At 73.4% G+C, this 15,546-nt stretch carries 15 protein-coding genes; 8 read left to right on the forward strand and 7 right to left on the reverse strand.

Annotated features, from left to right (window positions below; translation table 11 throughout):
- Nucleotides 1–241 precede the first annotated feature (241 nt).
- Genes V6U77_RS15000 through nudC form a run of 3 tightly spaced genes read left to right on the forward strand, consistent with a single transcriptional unit; the run spans nt 242 to nt 3,886 of the window.
- Entirely contained in the window at nt 242–1,552 is a 1,311-nt protein-coding gene (locus tag V6U77_RS15000; RefSeq protein WP_334606928.1) for a M16 family metallopeptidase, read from the forward strand.
- A gap of 55 nt (nt 1,553–1,607) precedes the next feature.
- Nucleotides 1,608–2,951: a M16 family metallopeptidase gene (locus V6U77_RS15005; RefSeq protein WP_334606929.1), complete on the forward strand. Its 1,344-nt coding sequence runs from the start codon at nt 1,608–1,610 to the stop codon at nt 2,949–2,951.
- Nucleotides 2,948–3,886, forward strand: a complete 939-nt coding sequence (gene nudC / locus V6U77_RS15010; protein WP_334606930.1) for an NAD(+) diphosphatase — start codon at nt 2,948–2,950, stop codon at nt 3,884–3,886. Before V6U77_RS15005 ends, nudC begins: the two co-directional genes overlap by 4 nt.
- Nucleotides 3,887–4,048: 162 nt before the next feature.
- On the opposite strand, the gene V6U77_RS15015 is transcribed toward nudC, so the two are convergent.
- The 3 genes from V6U77_RS15015 to V6U77_RS15025 form a co-directional block, all read right to left on the reverse strand.
- Nucleotides 4,049–4,324, reverse strand: coding sequence for a hypothetical protein (locus V6U77_RS15015; RefSeq protein ID WP_334606931.1), 276 nt, complete (start codon nt 4,322–4,324; stop codon nt 4,049–4,051).
- Between the two features lie 216 nt (nt 4,325–4,540).
- Nucleotides 4,541–4,777, reverse strand: coding sequence for a DUF397 domain-containing protein (locus V6U77_RS15020; protein ID WP_334606932.1), 237 nt, complete (start codon nt 4,775–4,777; stop codon nt 4,541–4,543).
- A gap of 72 nt (nt 4,778–4,849) precedes the next feature.
- Nucleotides 4,850–5,830, reverse strand: a complete 981-nt coding sequence (locus V6U77_RS15025; RefSeq protein WP_334606933.1) for a helix-turn-helix domain-containing protein — start codon at nt 5,828–5,830, stop codon at nt 4,850–4,852.
- Nucleotides 5,831–6,057: 227 nt separating this feature from the next.
- On the opposite strand from V6U77_RS15025, the gene V6U77_RS15030 reads away from it, so the two are divergent.
- The gene (locus V6U77_RS15030; RefSeq protein WP_442934433.1) at nt 6,058–7,416 is read left to right on the forward strand and encodes an MFS transporter; all 1,359 of its coding nucleotides are present in this window, start codon (nt 6,058–6,060) and stop codon (nt 7,414–7,416) included.
- 83 nt (nt 7,417–7,499) lie between these two features.
- On the opposite strand, the gene V6U77_RS15035 is transcribed toward V6U77_RS15030, so the two are convergent.
- A complete protein-coding gene (locus tag V6U77_RS15035) occupies nt 7,500–7,742 on the reverse strand; it encodes a mycoredoxin (protein WP_334606934.1) in 243 nt (80 codons plus the stop codon).
- 92 nt (nt 7,743–7,834) lie between these two features.
- Between V6U77_RS15035 and V6U77_RS15040 the strand changes: the two genes are divergently transcribed.
- The 3 genes from V6U77_RS15040 to V6U77_RS15050 all read left to right on the forward strand — a co-directional run bounded on the left by V6U77_RS15040 (nt 7,835) and on the right by V6U77_RS15050 (nt 10,876).
- Complete coding sequence (locus V6U77_RS15040) at nt 7,835–9,997, forward strand: ATP-dependent DNA helicase UvrD2 (RefSeq protein WP_334606935.1); 2,163 nt, start codon at nt 7,835–7,837, stop codon at nt 9,995–9,997.
- Between the two features lie 127 nt (nt 9,998–10,124).
- Nucleotides 10,125–10,382 carry a hypothetical protein gene (locus V6U77_RS15045; protein ID WP_334606936.1) on the forward strand — a complete coding sequence of 86 codons (258 nt, stop codon included), beginning with the start codon at nt 10,125–10,127 and terminating at the stop codon, nt 10,380–10,382.
- Between the two features lie 128 nt (nt 10,383–10,510).
- Entirely contained in the window at nt 10,511–10,876 is a 366-nt protein-coding gene (locus tag V6U77_RS15050; protein ID WP_334606937.1) for a WhiB family transcriptional regulator, read from the forward strand.
- A 457-nt stretch (nt 10,877–11,333) separates the two neighbouring features.
- Here V6U77_RS15050 and V6U77_RS15055 read toward each other — a convergent pair whose 3' ends face one another.
- The 3 genes from V6U77_RS15055 to V6U77_RS15065 form a co-directional block, all read right to left on the reverse strand.
- Nucleotides 11,334–12,701, reverse strand: a complete 1,368-nt coding sequence (locus V6U77_RS15055; protein WP_334606938.1) for an ABC1 kinase family protein — start codon at nt 12,699–12,701, stop codon at nt 11,334–11,336.
- Nucleotides 12,702–12,779: 78 nt separating this feature from the next.
- The gene (locus tag V6U77_RS15060) at nt 12,780–13,832 is read right to left on the reverse strand and encodes a TOMM precursor leader peptide-binding protein (protein WP_334606939.1); all 1,053 of its coding nucleotides are present in this window, start codon (nt 13,830–13,832) and stop codon (nt 12,780–12,782) included.
- Nucleotides 13,833–14,037: 205 nt separating this feature from the next.
- Nucleotides 14,038–14,205 carry a DUF5679 domain-containing protein gene (locus V6U77_RS15065; protein WP_012014940.1) on the reverse strand — a complete coding sequence of 56 codons (168 nt, stop codon included), beginning with the start codon at nt 14,203–14,205 and terminating at the stop codon, nt 14,038–14,040.
- Nucleotides 14,206–14,752: 547 nt separating this feature from the next.
- Here V6U77_RS15065 and V6U77_RS15070 point away from each other — a divergent pair.
- Entirely contained in the window at nt 14,753–15,283 is a 531-nt protein-coding gene (locus V6U77_RS15070) for a M48 metallopeptidase family protein (protein WP_334606940.1), read from the forward strand.
- The last annotated feature ends 263 nt before the right edge of the window (nt 15,284–15,546 follow it).

Genomic DNA, 15,546 nt, shown 5'->3' on the forward strand with positions numbered 1-15,546 from the left:
TCCGCAGTATTCCTACTTAGTCGGTAGGGAGACTGGGGCATTCGGTGAACTGGCGTCAAGGGCCGACCACATGCCGGGACGTACGTCCCGAAAAAGTCGGCAACCCCTACCGGATGAGTGGGGTTGCCGGCGGATGTCCCCGACGCCGTACCCGCTCGCGGGGGAAGGTGCCGCGTGCCGGTCGCGACGGTGGGCGAAGGTCGCCGGTGGTGGGGGGTGCCGACGCGCTAGGGTCGACCCCGTGGCGGCCCGGAGATCGAGAATTCCAGCGACGAAGTACCCGGTCGAGCGGTTCACCCTGGGCAACGGCCTGCGGGTGGTCCTGACCCCGGATCGCAGCGCCCCGGTGATCGGGGTGGCGGTCGTCTACGACGTGGGCATCCGCTCGGAGCCCGAGGGGCGCACCGGCTTCGCCCACCTCTTCGAGCACCTCATGTTCCAGGGCTCGGAGAACCTGGAGAAGCTGGCGCACTTCCGGCACGTGCAGGGGGCGGGTGGCACCTTCAACGGCTCCACCCACCTGGACTACACCGACTACTTCGAGACCCTGCCCAGCAACGCCCTGGAGCGGGCGCTGTTCCTGGAGGCCGACCGGATGCGCGGCCCACGGCTGACCGAGGAGAACCTGCGCAACCAGGTCGACGTGGTCAAGGAGGAGATCCGGGTCAACGTGCTCAACCGCCCGTACGGCGGCTTTCCCTGGCTGACCCTGCCACCGGTCATGTTCGACACCTTCCCGAACGCGCACGACGGCTACGGCTCCTTCGTCGACCTGGAGTCGGCCACCGTCTCCGACGCTGCCGACTTCTTCCGCCGCTACTACGCGAGCGGCAACGCGGTGCTGGCGGTCAGCGGCGACATCGACGTCGCCGAGGCGACCATGCTGATCGAACGGCACTTCGGCGACGTGCCGGCACGGCCCGCGCCACCGCGGCCCGACTTCACCGAGCCGGACCTGACCGAGGAGCGGCGCACCTCCTACACCGACAAGCTGGCCCCGCTGCCGGCGGTGGCCGGCGCCTGGCGGGTCCCCGACCCGATCACCGACTTCGCCGCCTACCTGCCGTACGTCGTGCTGGCCGAGGTGCTCACCGACGGCGACGCGTCCCGGCTGGTCGAGCGGCTGGTCCAGCGGGACCGGGCGGTGACCAGCCTCGGCGGCTACGTCGGCTTCATGGGTGACCCGTTCGACGTGCGGGACCCGACGGCGCTGCTGCTCCAGGCGCACCTGCCACCCGGCGGGGACGTGGACAAGGTGCTGCGCACCGTCGACGAGGAGCTGGACCGGCTGGCCACCGACGGCGTGGCCGAGGGCGAACTGGCCCGCACCCAGGCGCGGATGGCGACCCACCTGCTGCGCGACACCGACGCGGTGCTCGGCCGGGCGTTGCAGATGGCCGTGCTCGAACAGCAGCGCGGCGAGCCGGGACTGCTCAACGACCTGCCCCGCCTCGTCGGCGAGGTCACCGACGAGCAGGTCCGCGCCGCCGCGGCCACCCTGCGGCCCGAGCGTCGCGCGTCCATCGAGGTCATCCCCGGAGGTAACAGGTGAGCGCGAGGAGTGAGCCGGGGTTGCGAGCCCCGCAGTCGCGAACGAAGGAAGACCAGTGACGGCAACCGCACAGGCCGCGCCCCGGGCGCTGCCACCGCTCGGCCCGACCCGCAGGCTCAAGCTGCCGAAGCAGGCCGAGCGCACGCTGGGCAACGGGCTCACCGTGATCGCCGTACGCCGGCCGGCGGTGCCGCTGGTGGAGGTGCGGCTGTGGATGCCGTTCGGCCGCGCCCACCTCGCCCGGGGCGCCATGCTCGCGCAGACCCTGCTCTCCGGCACGCAGACCATGTCCAGCGTGCAGATCGCGGCAGAGCTGCAGAAGGTCGGCGGCGGGCTCTCCGCCGGGATCGACCCCGACCGGCTGATGCTCTCGGGCGCCGCGCTGGTCACCGGGCTCGACCGGATGCTGGAGATCCTCGCCGAGGTGCTGACCGACGCGAGCTACCCGAACGACGACGTCGCCACGGAGCGGGACCGGTTGGTCGACCGCATCCAGGTGGCGCGGAGCCAGCCGGCGCACCTCGCCCGCACCGCCCTGCTCCGGCGGATCTACGGCACCCACCCGTACGCGGTGCAGACCCCCGAACCGGAGGCGGTCCAGGCGGTTCGGCCGGGGGTGCTGCGGACGCTGCACGCCCAGCGGGTGCACCCCGCCGACGCGGTGCTGGTCCTGGTCGGTGACGTGCAGCCGGACCGGGCGCTGGACGCCGCCGAGAAGGCCCTGTCGGGGTGGAACGGCGCTGGGCACACCGCCGACCTGCCGCCCGCCCCGCCGTTGGAGCCGGGGCCGCTGCTGCTGGTCGACCGACCGGGGGCGGTGCAGTCCTCGCTGCGGATGGCGCTGCCGGCGGTGCCGCGTACGCACCCCGACCACGCCGCGCTGCAACTGGCCAACCTGATCTTCGGTGGCTACTTCTCCTCCCGCTGGGTGGAGAACATCCGCGAGGACAAGGGCTACACGTACGGCGGGCACTCCGTCGTCGAGCACTCGGTGGCCGGATCGGTGCTGGTCGCCGGCGCCGACGTGGCCACCGAGGTCACCGGGCCGGCGCTGCTGGAGACGACGTACGAGCTCGGCCGGCTGGCCACCCTCGCGCCTCGCGAGGACGAGCTGGAGCAGGCCCGCCAGTACGCCCTCGGCACCCTCCAGCTCGGGGTGTCCACCCAGGCCGGGCTCGCCTCGCTGACCAGCGCGTACGCCGGCAGCGGGCTGCGTCTGGAGTTCCTCGCCGAGCACGCGGCACGGCTGGCGAAGGCGACCGTGGCGGACGTGGCCGAGGCGGCGGCCCGCTACCTCGCGCCGGCCCGCGCGGCCACCGTGGTGCTGGGCGACGCCGAACGGATCGAACCGCAGGTCGCGGCACTGGCCCCGGTCGTCACCGAGCAGGCGCGGCCGTGAACGGGGAGGTAGCGCCGCCGCTGGCCCGTTGCACCCTCGACCGGGCGGCCCACCGGCGCACCGACCCGGGGTGGCTGGCGCAGGCGTGGCACCAGGCCCGGGTGCTGGTGGTCGACTCCGGCGACGGCGGCCGGGCGCTGGTGCGTACGGACACGTCGCCGCCGTCGCTGGTGCTGCTCGACCCGGCCGGGCTGCCCGAGCCGGCGTCGCCGATGTTCCTCGGCGTCGAGCCGGACGGGGTGCCGGTCTTCGCCGTGGACGCCGCGTTGCCGGCGGTGCCGGGGGCACGGGCGGCGCACCTGCGCGAGATCGGGCACCTGCTCGGCGACCGCGACGCCGGGCTGTTCACCACCGCGCTGGCGCTGGTCAACTGGCACCTGCGGCACCGGTACTCGTCGGCCACCGGGCATCCGACGGAGGTGGACGAGGCCGGCTGGTCCCGGGTGGACCCGGCCGGGGAGCGGATCTGGCCGCGTACCGATCCCGCGATGATCGTGCTGGTGCACGACGGCGTCGCGGGCCCGGAGGGGCGGTGCCTGCTCGGTAACAACGCCGCCTGGCCGCACACCGCCGCCGAGCGCCGGTTCTCCTGCCTCGCCGGCTACGTCGAGCCGGGGGAGTCGGCCGAGGCGGCGGTGCTGCGCGAGGTCCGCGAGGAGGTCGGCGTCCCGATCGACGACATCTCGTACGTGGGCAGCCAGGCCTGGCCGTTTCCCGGCTCGCTGATGCTCGGCTTCCTGGCCACCGCGGACCCGGAGCATCCGGTGCAGGTGGACCCGACGGAGATCGCGTACGCCCGCTGGTTCTCCCGCAGCGAGATCGGCGCGGTCCTGGCGGGACGGGTCGTGGAGGTCGGCGACGCCCGGGTGGTGCTGCCGCCGCCGTCGTCCATCGCGCTCTTCCTCATCCACCGCTGGTTCGACGGGCACTGCTGAGGCGGTCCGCCCGAAGGCGGTGGCCGGGAGGTCGTGCGGTCCCGGCCCGTGGCCGCCGTTGCCGCGGCGGTCACGGACCGGGAACACGGGCCGTCGTGGTCGGCTGGGGCAGGGAACACGGCGGGGGAGCCGGTCCGGCCACGACGGACGTCTGGGTGCGGGTCAGCTGCCACGGTCGTCGGGCGCGGCCCGACGGCCGCGGCCCGGCTCGTCGAGCGGGAGCACCTTGACCCGTTGCCTGCCGGAGCGGACCGCGCCGACCGTGGCGAGGGCCCGGGCCAGCAGCAGCGCCGCGTCGCGCTCCTCGGCGTGCACGATCTGGCGGCGGGGCTCGGGCGTGACGGTCTCGTCCCGCAGGCGGCCACCGCACGCCCAGGCGGCGGCGATGTCCACGTCGGCGGCAGCGCGGATGTCGGTGCGAACGATCAGGAACCGCATGCGGGTCTCCGGATGAGTCGCGACGGTGGGGGAACGGGTGGAAGTTCCACGTCACTCTGTCGTCATGTTACGCCGCGCGACGGCCTCATCAAGTGAAACGCGACGATCGGTCCGGAGCCTCGTCCGATCAGCGGATGCCTGGTCGCCGGGGGTGGGACGACGCGGACGCGACGGGGCCGCCGGCGCACTGCCGACGGCCCCGCGACGCTCGCCGGGTCAGTTCAGGTCGAACTGGCCGTTCTTCGCGCCGGTGATGAAGCCCAGCCAGCCCGCCCGATTGAACAGCAGCACCGGACCGCTCTGGTCCTTGCTGTCGCGCAGGGCCACCGCGGCCGGTCCGGTCCTCAGTGGTGCGACCTCGACGCAGTTCGAGGTCTGACTGCGCGTGCTCTTACGCCACGGGGCGTTCGTGAGCTGGGCGGATACGGACGGCATGTTGCGGATCTCGTTCATCGTGCCACTCCTGAGGTGAACTGCTCCGATGGAACGAGTGGCACCGCACGACCCGACGTCGGTCTTGCGTGATCACCGCTCCGTCAGGCGCCCGGAGTGTCGGCGACGCTGGGTCGGCGCCGTTGCCGACCCGTACGCCACGCTGGGCGCGGTCGCCGTGCCGGGCAGCCGCCCCGTCGCCTCGATCAGCCAGGAGCGGCTGTCCGATTCGGAGAGCGCCGCCGTGCGTAGCCACTCGAATGCCACTTTATAGCGATTTATGGTGTTTGCCTCGGTGGACATGACGTCGGTGAACCCTCCTTCGATCGCCAGCGTCTCCGGATCGAGCGGATCGGCGAACCGGTAGACCGAGAACGCGGTCGGCGGGAGGTACCAGTTGCCGATCCGGGTGTCGCGCGGCAGCACGTGCAGCGTGACGTTCGGCAGCAACTCCAGCTCGCAGAGCTGCACGAGCTGCTCGCGCAGCACCTCCGGCGGCGCGGTCCGGCCGCCGAGCGCCGCCTCCTCCAGCACCGCCGTGTAGCGGGGCGCGTCGGCCGCGCGGGTGAGCAGCGACTGGCGGGCCAGCCGGGCCCGCACCTCGGTGTCGACGTCCTCCCCGGCCTCCGGATCGCCGGCCTCCTCGCCGACCTGCCGGGCCGAGGCGATCCGCACCGACGCGTAGCCCGGCGTCTGGAGCAGGCCCGGCACCAGGACCGGGTTGTATTCCGAGATCTCCGCGCAGCCCGCCTCCAGCTCGGCGAAGCTGCGCTGCTGCTGGGTCATCACCGGGTAGTTCCGCAGCCAGCCGCGGATGTCGCCGGCCTCCTGCGTGATGCCGAGGAGTTCCCGGCGGAGCGCCCCGTCGGCGCCGTAGAGGTCGAGCAGCGCGCCCACGTCGTCCGGGTCCGGGCGGCTGCGGCCGTTTTCCAGTCGGGACAACTTGGACGCGGACGCCCAGCCGATCCGCTCGATGACCTGGTCCCCCGTGAGACCCGCGGCCTCGCGCAACCGGCGCAGTTCGGTGCCCAGCCTGCGGCGGCGCAGGATGGGGCTGGGTGAGGCAGGAGGCACGACGTCCTCTTTTCCCGTGGACCGCCGCAGACGCGACGGTAACTGTATGAAATTCGCCCCCCACGGTCAGTATGGACGGCGCGCCTCCCGCCGGAGGTCCCGGTGGGGGCGTGTCTCACAGAAAAGAGGACCGTGGAAGGGCGCGGCGTCTCGTACGGCGGCGTCGGCCCGGCCACGCCACACCCCGACCGCGCCACGCCGCGCACCACCCCCGCCGGAGGGACCCCATGCGCACCGTCCTGCGCCGCCCGGATTTCCGCCTGCTCTTCGGCGGCCTGCTCGCCAGCATGGCCGCCGAATCGATCCTGCTGCTGGCCCTCGCCATCTGGGTGAAGGACCTGACCGGCTCGGACGGGCTGGCCGGCGCCACCATCTTCGCGGTCATCGCCCCGATGACGCTCGCCCCGCTGGTCGGGTGGATCGTCGACCGCTATCCCCGACGCCCGTTCTTCGTGGCGGCCAACCTGGTGACGGCCGTGCTGCTCACCCCGCTCCTGGCGGTGCGGGACCGGACCGACGTGTGGGTCATCTACGTGGTGGCGGCCCTGTACGGCCTGTCGTACATCACCCTCAGCGCGGTGCTCAGCGGCCTGATCCGCCAACTCGTGCCGGTGGAACTGCTGGCCGAGGCGAACGGCGTGCTGCAGACCGTGCGTCAGGGGCTGCGCCTGGTCGGCCCGCTGGCCGGCGCCGGTCTCTACGCGGCCGTCGGCGGCTGGATACTGGCCGTCATCGGAATGGCCGGCTTCCTGTCGGCGGCCGTCGTGGTGGCCCTGATCCGCACGACGGAGGCGCCGCCCGCCGGGCCCGGACTGCGCTGGCCCGCCGAGGTGGGCGCCGGCCTGCGGCACCTGGCCGGGGAGCCGGCGCTGCGCCGGGCGCTGCTCGGCTACGGGCTGGGGTCGCTGGCGATGGGCTTCAGCGAGTCGCTGATCTTCGCGTACGTCGACCAGGGGCTGCGCCGCGACGCCGCGTTCGTCGGCGTGCTGGTCACCGTGCAGGGCGTCGGCGGGCTGGTCGGCGGGCTGCTCTCTCCGGCCGTGGTACGCCGCGCGGGCGAGGTGGGCACGCTCGCCGCCGGGGTGGCGTTCTTCGGGCCGGCCTCGCTGGCGCTGGTCCACCCGAACCTGTGGCTGGGCTTCGTCGCGGTGCTGCTGGCCGGGGTGTCACTGCCGCTGACGATGGTCGGGCTGCACACGCTGATCCAGCGGCGTACCCCGTCGGAGCTGCTCGGGCGGGTCGCCGCCGCGTCGGAGGCCGTGGTCAGCGGCCCGCAGGCCCTCTCCATCGGCGCGGGGGCGCTGCTCGTCGGGGTGCTGGACTACCGCGTCCTGTTCGCCCTGATCGGGGTGGCCACCCTGCTCGCGGGCGGCTATCTCTGGCACGGCCGCACGCTCAGCCCTCCGCCGCCCGCCCGGATCCCGGCGCCCCGCCGGCCCGTCGACGGGCCCGCCCCCGCGGACCGGGCCGAGGCCGGCAGCCGGCGGAGCGGGTCCGAGGGCCAGCGGGCCGGGACCGACGGGTGGCGGGGCGGGGCCGGAGGCCAGGAGGTGCTCGGCAGCACGCCGCCGAGCCCGGGGCGCTGAGCCGTCCTGTCCGCCCCGCTGCGGCGGGAACGCGACGAGCGGCCGCCCGGGTGGGCGGCCGCTCGTGGTGGGTGCTGTGCCGGTCAGGCGTCGATCGTGGCCAGGTGCTGCTTGACCTGGATGATCGAGGGGTTGGTCAGGGCGCTGCCGTCGGCGAAGCGCAGCGTCGGGACGGTCTGGTTGCCGCCGTTGACGCTCATCACGAACTCCGCGGCCTTCGGGTCCTGCTCGATGTCGACCACCTCGTAGCCGATGCCCTCCCGGTCGAGCTGCGACTTCAGCCGGTGGCAGTAGCCGCACCAGGGGGTGGAATACATGGTCAGCATGGTCAGGTCCTCCAACGGTCCGGACGGCGGCTTGCCGATCAAGCCCAGGCTAGTAGCTGCAACGTCCGGTGGAGCTGAGACAATTCCTCCCTGTGGTGGTTCACTCAGCATCCGAACGCGTGCTCGCCGGGCTCGACCCGGAGCAGCGGTCGGCGGTGACCGCCCCCGCCGGGCCGGTCTGCATCCTGGCCGGCGCCGGCACCGGCAAGACCCGTGCGGTCACCTCCCGGATCGCCCACCGGGTGCTCTCGGGGGAGATCTCCGCCCGGCACGTGCTCGCGGTGACCTTCACGGCCCGCGCCGCCGCGGAGATGCGCGCCCGGCTCGCCGCGCTCGGGGTGGGCGGCGTCCAGGCGCGTACCTTCCACGCCGCGGCGCTGCGCCAGGTGCGCTACTTCGCGCCCCGGCTGCTTCAGGGGCGGGCCATGCCCGAGCTGCTGGACAGCAAGGTGCGGCTGGTGACCCTCGCCGCGGCCAAGGCCGGGCTGCGTACCGACCGGGCGGCCGCCCGGGACCTGGCAGGCGAGATCGAGTGGGCCAAGTCGTCGCTGGTGGAGCCGGGGGAGTACGTCGTCGCGGCGGCCAAGGCGACACGGGACACCCCGCACGAGCCGGCCCGGGTCGCCGAGGTCTTCGTGGCGTACGAGCGGCTCAAACGGTCCAACGGGGTGATCGACTTCGAGGACATGCTGCGCGCCGCGGTCTGGGGCATCGAGGAGCACCGGGACGTCGCCGAGCAGGTCCGCGCCCAGTACCGGCACTTCGTCGTCGACGAGTACCAGGACGTCAACCCCCTGCAGCAGCGGCTGCTCCAGGCGTGGCTGGGCGGGCGGGACGACCTGACCGTGGTCGGCGACGCCAGCCAGACGATCTACTCGTTCACCGGGGCCACCTCGTCCTACCTGGTCGACTTCCCGCGCCGGTACCGGGGCGCGACGGTGGTCCGGCTGGTCCGCGACTACCGCTCCACCCCGCAGGTCGTCGGGCTGGCCAACGCGGTGATCTCCCAGGCGCGCGGCGCCGAGGCGCGGCTGCGCCTGGAACTGGTCGGCCAGCGTCCGCCCGGCCCCGAACCGGAGCTGCGCATCTTCACCGACGAGCCGGCCGAGGCCAACGCCGTGGCCGCCCGCTGTCGTGCCCTGGTCGACGCCGGCACCCCGGCGAGGGAGATCGCCGTGCTGTTCCGGACCAACGCGCAGTCCGAGGCGTACGAGAAGGCGCTGACCGAGGCGCAGGTGCCGTACGTGGTGCAGGGAGCGGAGCGGTTCTTCGAGCGCGCCGAGGTCCGGCAGGCGATCATCGCCCTGCGGGCGGCCACCCGGTCGATACCGGGGGAGACCCCGCTGCCCGCCGCCGTGGTGGAGGCACTCACCGCGGTCGGCTGGGCCCCCGACGCCGCCCCGGCCGGCGGTGCCGCCCGGGAGCGCTGGGAGGCGCTGGCCGCGCTGGTGCAACTCGCCGAGGAGTACGCCACCACCCCGCAGGTGCTGCCGATCGGGCCCGCCGCCTCGGTCGAGCGCCCGGTCACCCTGGCCGACTTCAACGACGAGCTGGCCCGCCGGGCCGCCGCGCAGCACGTGCCGACAGTCGACGGGGTGACCCTGGCCTCGCTGCACTCCGCCAAGGGCCTGGAGTGGGACGCGGTCTTCCTGGTCGGCCTCTCCGAGGGCACCCTGCCCACCACGTACGCCAAGACCGTCGAGCAGGTCGAGGAGGAGCGCCGGCTGCTCTACGTCGGCCTCACCCGGGCACGGGAGTGGCTCTGGCTGTCGTACGCCTCGGCCCGATCCCCGGGCGGGCGGGCCCGGCGGCCCTCGCGGTTCCTGCCGCAGCTCGACCGCTCCGGCGGGGCGGAGCGGGCCGGGGCCGCTCCGGCGGCGCGGCGGCCGGAGCGGCGCCGGACCCAGATCGTCTCCTGCCGGATCTGCGGCGCCACCCTGCTCGGCGGGCCGGACCGCAAGCTCGGTCGCTGCCCCACCTGCCCCTCCGACATCGACGAGGAGCTGCACGAACGGCTGCGCGAGTGGCGCCAGCGGGTGGCCGGCGGGCAGCGGGTACCGGCCTATGTGGTCTTCACCGACGCCACGCTGGTCGCGCTCGCCGAGCGGCGCCCGGCCCGGGCGGAGGAGCTGATCGCGATCGCCGGCATCGGGCCCCGGAAACTCGGCCTCTACGGGGAGGCGGTGCTGGCGTTGGTGGCGGGCGCGACGGTCGACGAGATCTGCCCAGAGAAAACTTTCGAAATCTCGCCGTAAATTCGTTTGCCCTCGCCCCGCGGCGAGGAATAGCCTCATGGCACACCTCGCGAGCGGCGCCATTTCGGCTGCTCACGAGGGGTAGAGACCGTATCGGCACGAGCGAACCTCAGAGGAGGTGGCCCCCATGGAGATCGTCTACATCTGCGAGCGTCCGGCGGCGCTGCCCGCTGTCGTCGCTCCGCTGTCGGCTGTCCGGGTGGCCCTCGCCGCTGCGCGACCGCAGGTTTCCCAGGTGCACCGGGTCGAGGCTCAGGCCGAGCTGATCCTCGCCCCCGCGCCGAACGGAACCCAGGGGACCAGTGGCTTCACGGGCAAGGGCGTCGATGCAGTCAAGCGTCACATGGACGTCCGCGGAGTTCCACCTCGAGGTAGACCGGTCTGATCTCAGACCACCGGCTCACCTCGAGGCCGCGGAACCCGCTACCGGGATCCGCGGCCTCAGTTTTTTGCCCGCCAAGTATGTCGGAAACGCGATCCACGAGATCGAAGTGAGAGAGAGGTGACCGGGCGATGAGTCTGGCGTTGGCCCCGCTCGACGTGAGCGTCGAGGTGGAGGCGAACCTGCCCTGCCGGAAGTTCGACCCCGACCTGTGGTTCTCCGACTCGCCCGCCGAGCTCGAGCTGGCCAAGTCGCTCTGCGGGGACTGCCCGCTGCGCGTCGAGTGCCTGGCCGGGGCGGTGGAGCGGGCCGAGCCCTGGGGCGTCTGGGGCGGCGAGATCTTCGAGCGTGGCGCGGTAGTCCCGCGCAAGCGGCCCCGTGGCCGTCCGCGCAAGGAGGACCTCGCCCGCGACGCGGCGCTCCGGGTCGAGGCCGAGGCGCGACTGGCGGCCAGTGGGCTGTCCGATTCGCGCACCACGGTCCGGCTGGCGGCCTGACATGCACCCGATCCAATCCACCCACGCCGGTGCCACACCGGCGACGAGAGAGCTGGCCACCATGCTGAACGTCCTTGACGGAGTCGCCGAGATGCAACTACTTCACGAAGCGTTGTCCCGGGCTCGAATGCGCCGGCCTCAGGCCGGTCGTACCACCACGAGCACTGAGGCAACCCTTTCCGCCCGTACCGTCGCCATGAACAGCCGTAACCAGGCTGCGCGCGAACTGGGCGTTCTCTAGTACCCCCGCGACAGTCGAGGGGCGGTGACCGGATTCCGGTCCCGCCCCTCGACGCTTTCCGCGCCCCGCCGCACCTGGCACGTCGCCCTCGTCGGGCCGCCCTCGTCACGCCGCCCCGTCGGGCCGGCTCGGCTCGGCCGGCTCGGCTCGGCCGGCTCGGCTAGGCCGGGCCGGCTCGGCCGGGCCGCGCGTCGCGTCCGGTCGCGCCGCCTCCGCTCAGCCGCCCGTCGAGGGGCGACCGGCCGACGGGGCGAAGCCGGGCAGCCACCGCTCCAGGATGCCCCGGTAGGGCGCCTTCGCCTCCAGCTGGCAGAGCACGCCGATCGAGCCGAGCGTCACCCGGTGGATGAGCAGGTAGGACGGTGGCAGGTTGAGCTGCCGGCTCAACTGGTACGCGGGGGAGCGGGGGCTGGCCAGCCGGGTCGCCTCCGTGCGCAGCCAGGCCCGGGTGAACCGGAACTCGTCGGCGGCGATGGGCTCCAGCATCGGACGGAGGAAGTCGAGCACCGCCTGGGCGTCGATCTCCTCCGTGGAGCCGATGAAACCCTCCGAGCGCAGGCCCGCCACCACCTCGTCGGCGTCGCCCCGCAGCGCCAGTGCGGCGATGTGACCGATCGGCTCGGGCGTTCCCTCCGGCATCCGGGCGACCGCGCCGAAGTCGATCACGCCGAGTCGACCGTCGGGCAGCAGCCGGAAGTTGCCCGGGTGCGGGTCGGCGTGCAGCAGCCCGGCCCGCTGCGGCGCGGACAGGTGCAGGATGGCCATCAGTCGGCCCGCCTCGTCGCGCTGCTCCTCCGTGCCCTCGCGGATGATCTCCGCCAGCGGTGTGCCCTCGATCCACTCGGTGACCAGGACCCGGGGCGACGCCGAGACCACCGCCGGGATGTGGATCTCCGCATCGCCCGCGTACGCGGCGGCGAAGGCGCGCTGCGACTCGGCCTCCAGCTCGTAGTCGAGCTCCTCGGTGATCCGTTCCCGTAGCTCCGCCAGAAGCGGCTTGACGTCCAGCCCGGGCTGGAGCGCACGGAACATCCCACCGAGCCGGGAGAGCTGCTTGAGGTCGCTGAGCAGCGCGTCCCCGGCGCCCGGATACTGGATCTTGACGGCGACGTCCCGGGTGTTCGGCGCGCCGGAGGGGCCGTAGCCCGGCTCCCGCCACACCGCGCGGTGCACCTGGCCGATGCTGGCCGCGGCGGCGGGGGTGTCGTCGAACTCCACGAACCGGTCCCGCCAGTCCGGGCCGAGCTGCTCGGCGAGCACCTTGTGCACGCTGGCGGCCGGCAGCGGTGGCGCGGCCTCCTGGAGCTTGGTCAGGGCCTGACGGTAGGGGGCGGCGACCTCCTCCGGCAGGGCGGCCTCGAAGACCGACAGCGCCTGCCCGAACTTCATGGCACCGCCCTTGAGCTGCCCCAACACGCTGAACAGCTGCTCGGCGGTGCGTTGCTGGATCTCGGCGGAGATCACGTCGGAGGCGAGCCCGGTGACGCGCTTACCCATGCCGAGGACGGTCCGACCGGCGAAGCCGAGCGGCAGAGCGGCGAGCTTGGCGGTCCGGGACACGGCCCGGCGCGGGATGTCGGTCACTCGGCCATTGTTACCGACTCCGGGGGCCCACGGCTGCTCTGCCGCCGGGCCGGTGCCCGTCACCGCCCTGCAGGGAGGTCACCGGCGACGCCGGGAGCATCCGCAGGAGGGGTGCGGCGGCCACATCCGGCGGCGGAACCGCCCCGGCCCGGCGATCTCCACCGCGCAGCCCAGGGTCTCCGGGACGCCCCCGTCGAGGTGGGCCAGCGCCTCGGCCACCGCGTACGCCCCGGCGGCCAGGAGGGTCGCGGTGGCGCACGCCTGCTCGCCGGCGCCCGTGGCGAGCTGGGCGGCCAGCGCCGGCCAGTCCGGGTCGCGGTCCGCGCGGTGCAGGTCGAGGCAGTGCAGGCAGGGGCCGGCAGGCGGACGCACCAACGGGCCGACCACGGGCACGCCCTCCCGCAGGTCGAGCAGCAGGTGCGGCTGGCGGCGCTGGGCGTGACCGGCGGCGAGCAGGGCGGCCGGCCGGTCCGTACCGAGCTGGACGACCAGGTCGACCCGGCCCCGCCGCAGGGGACCCGTGCCCGTGCCGGGGGCGGCGCGCTCGACGGCGTCGCGTACCGCCTGGGTGAGCGGACGGCCGAGCGCGGCGGCCGGGATGCCGGTGCCGACCAGGTCCGCCGCTCGCACCGGGCCGGCCAGGTCCGGATGCACGTGCCCGACCCCGGCCTGGGCCAACGCGAGCGCGACGGGGGCGCCGAGGCGGCCGGGACCGCTGACGACCACCCGGGCGGCCAGCCGCCGGCGCAGCACCTGGGCGGGCGTGCCGGGCAGCCGCGCCGAGGCCAGGGCGAGCGCCTCGGCCTCGGCGGTGAGCCGGGCCCGGGGCGGTCCGGCCAGGTCCTTCGGCAGCAGGGTGTGCGCGGCCACGACCAGGCCCGCGGCCCGCAGCGCGTCGAGCAGGGTACGGGCCTCGTCGGGAGCAACCTCGGCGGCGACCGCGTGCGCCAGGACCACCCGTTCGCTCCGGGTGCCGTCGAGCAGGTCGAGCAGGCGGGCGGCCCGGGGATCGGCGATCTCCAGCAGTACGGCGCGGCCGGGCTCGACGCCGAGTTGCAGGGTGTGCCGGTTCCGCCAGAGTCTGGTGAGCCCCGGCAGGAGGGTGGGTCGGGGCAGGGTGGCAGGGCGCATGACACGAATCGTGACCGTGTCCGTGCTCACCGTCGATCGTTGTCCACAGGTGCGCGGCGGTCTGTCCAGGGTTTTCCACAAGAAATCCCTGGATATCCACAACCCGCGGGTAACCCTGTCGGCGAGCCGACAGGCGTCGGGACCAGGGTGCGGTCATGCCGGAGGGGGCGGCCGACGGCCGCCCCCTCCGACGCATCCGTACGGGTCAGACCTTCGCCTTGCCCAGGATGCGGTTCACTGTTGTGCCGCAGACCGGACACTTGCCCTTGGCCATGTTCATACCGGTCTTCGAGACCTCGACGCGGCCCTCGAAGTCCCGCTTCTCCTTGCACTTGACGCAGTAACCGTTGTAGGTCTGGGCCTGGTCGGCCACGGTGCCCTCCTCGTCTCGTCCGCCGGCCGATGCCGTTCCGGCGGGGTTCCCGGCGGCGGGCCACTCGGGCACCGGCGCTGGGTCGTTCTTCCGCGGCCACGCTCGTGACCGCTGGTCCGCGGACCCTACCCAGGACTGGGCAGTTCCATGTCAGCTGTGCTTCGTCACTGTGAGCAAGTCGACGTCGAGAGTGTGCATGGCGAATTACGTCGGATAAGTCAGTTTGGCGGGGACACGCCGACCGAACCCGGCCGAATGCCCCGTGTGGGCCCCCGAGCTGCGACCAGCGCGGAGATCACCTACGGTGTGGCAGTGGCCTCGCGGCACCCGCGACCGGCCACGGTGCGGACCCCGGGCGTACCCGCGCAGGACCGCCACGAAGGGTGACGGCGACTGATCGCCGCGTCTCGACAAAAGATTTTTTGGGACTCCTGCCGACCAATCACCATTTTCCGGGCGGGTGTCGGGGTGTTGACCCTTGCGGACCCCTGGTCAGTACGCATTAGCTTTCCTTCGTGACAGGAATCCGAGGCTGCGCGGCCCGCTGATGGCAGGGGCGCGGAAGCCGGTCGTCGAGGTGCGGCGCAGCCAGCGTCGGCGACGCACGGTGTCCGCGTACCGCGACGGCGAGCGGGTCGTCGTCCTCATCCCGGACCAGTTCTCCCGGGCCGAGGAGAGTGAGTGGGTCGACCGGATGCTCGCCCGGCTCGCCGCCCGGGAGGGGCGCCTCGCCCGGTCCGACGCCGAGCTGCTCGCCCGGGCCACCCGCCTCATCGGGCTCTACCTCGCCGAGTACGGCACGCAGGCCGTCCCGACGAGCGTCCGCTGGGTCACCAACCAGAACGGCCGGTGGGGGTCCTGCACCCCGGCCGACGGCACGATCCGCCTCTCGCACCGGGTCCAGGACATGCCCGACTGGGTGATCGACTACGTGCTCCTGCACGAGCTCGCACACCTCATCGTGCCCAGCCACAACGCGCGGTTCTGGGCGCTCGTCGCCCGCTATCCGAAGTCCGAGCGGGCGCGTGGTTACCTGGAGGGGGTCGCCGCGGCCTCCGGCCCCCCGCTGACCGACTGACCCCCTCGGCGTCGCCGCCGGCACCCGCCAACGCCCTCCTGCCCACGCTGCCGGTGCTGCCGAGCGGACGAGGTCGGAATGATCTTGGTGCGACCAGGCGGACGAGGCCGGCAAGATCTGGTAGGACCGGGCGGACGAGGCCGGGAAGATCTTGGTAGGAAACGGCCCCTCCGGCGGGCTCAACTGGTGGTTGCAACACCAAGTAGCTGGGTCATCTTCTCACCTGGGGTGGCCCAGCCCAGGGTCATCCGTGGGCGGTCGTT

The organism is Micromonospora sp. CPCC 205546 (assembly GCF_036902715.1).
GTDB lineage: Bacteria > Actinomycetota > Actinomycetes > Mycobacteriales > Micromonosporaceae > Micromonospora.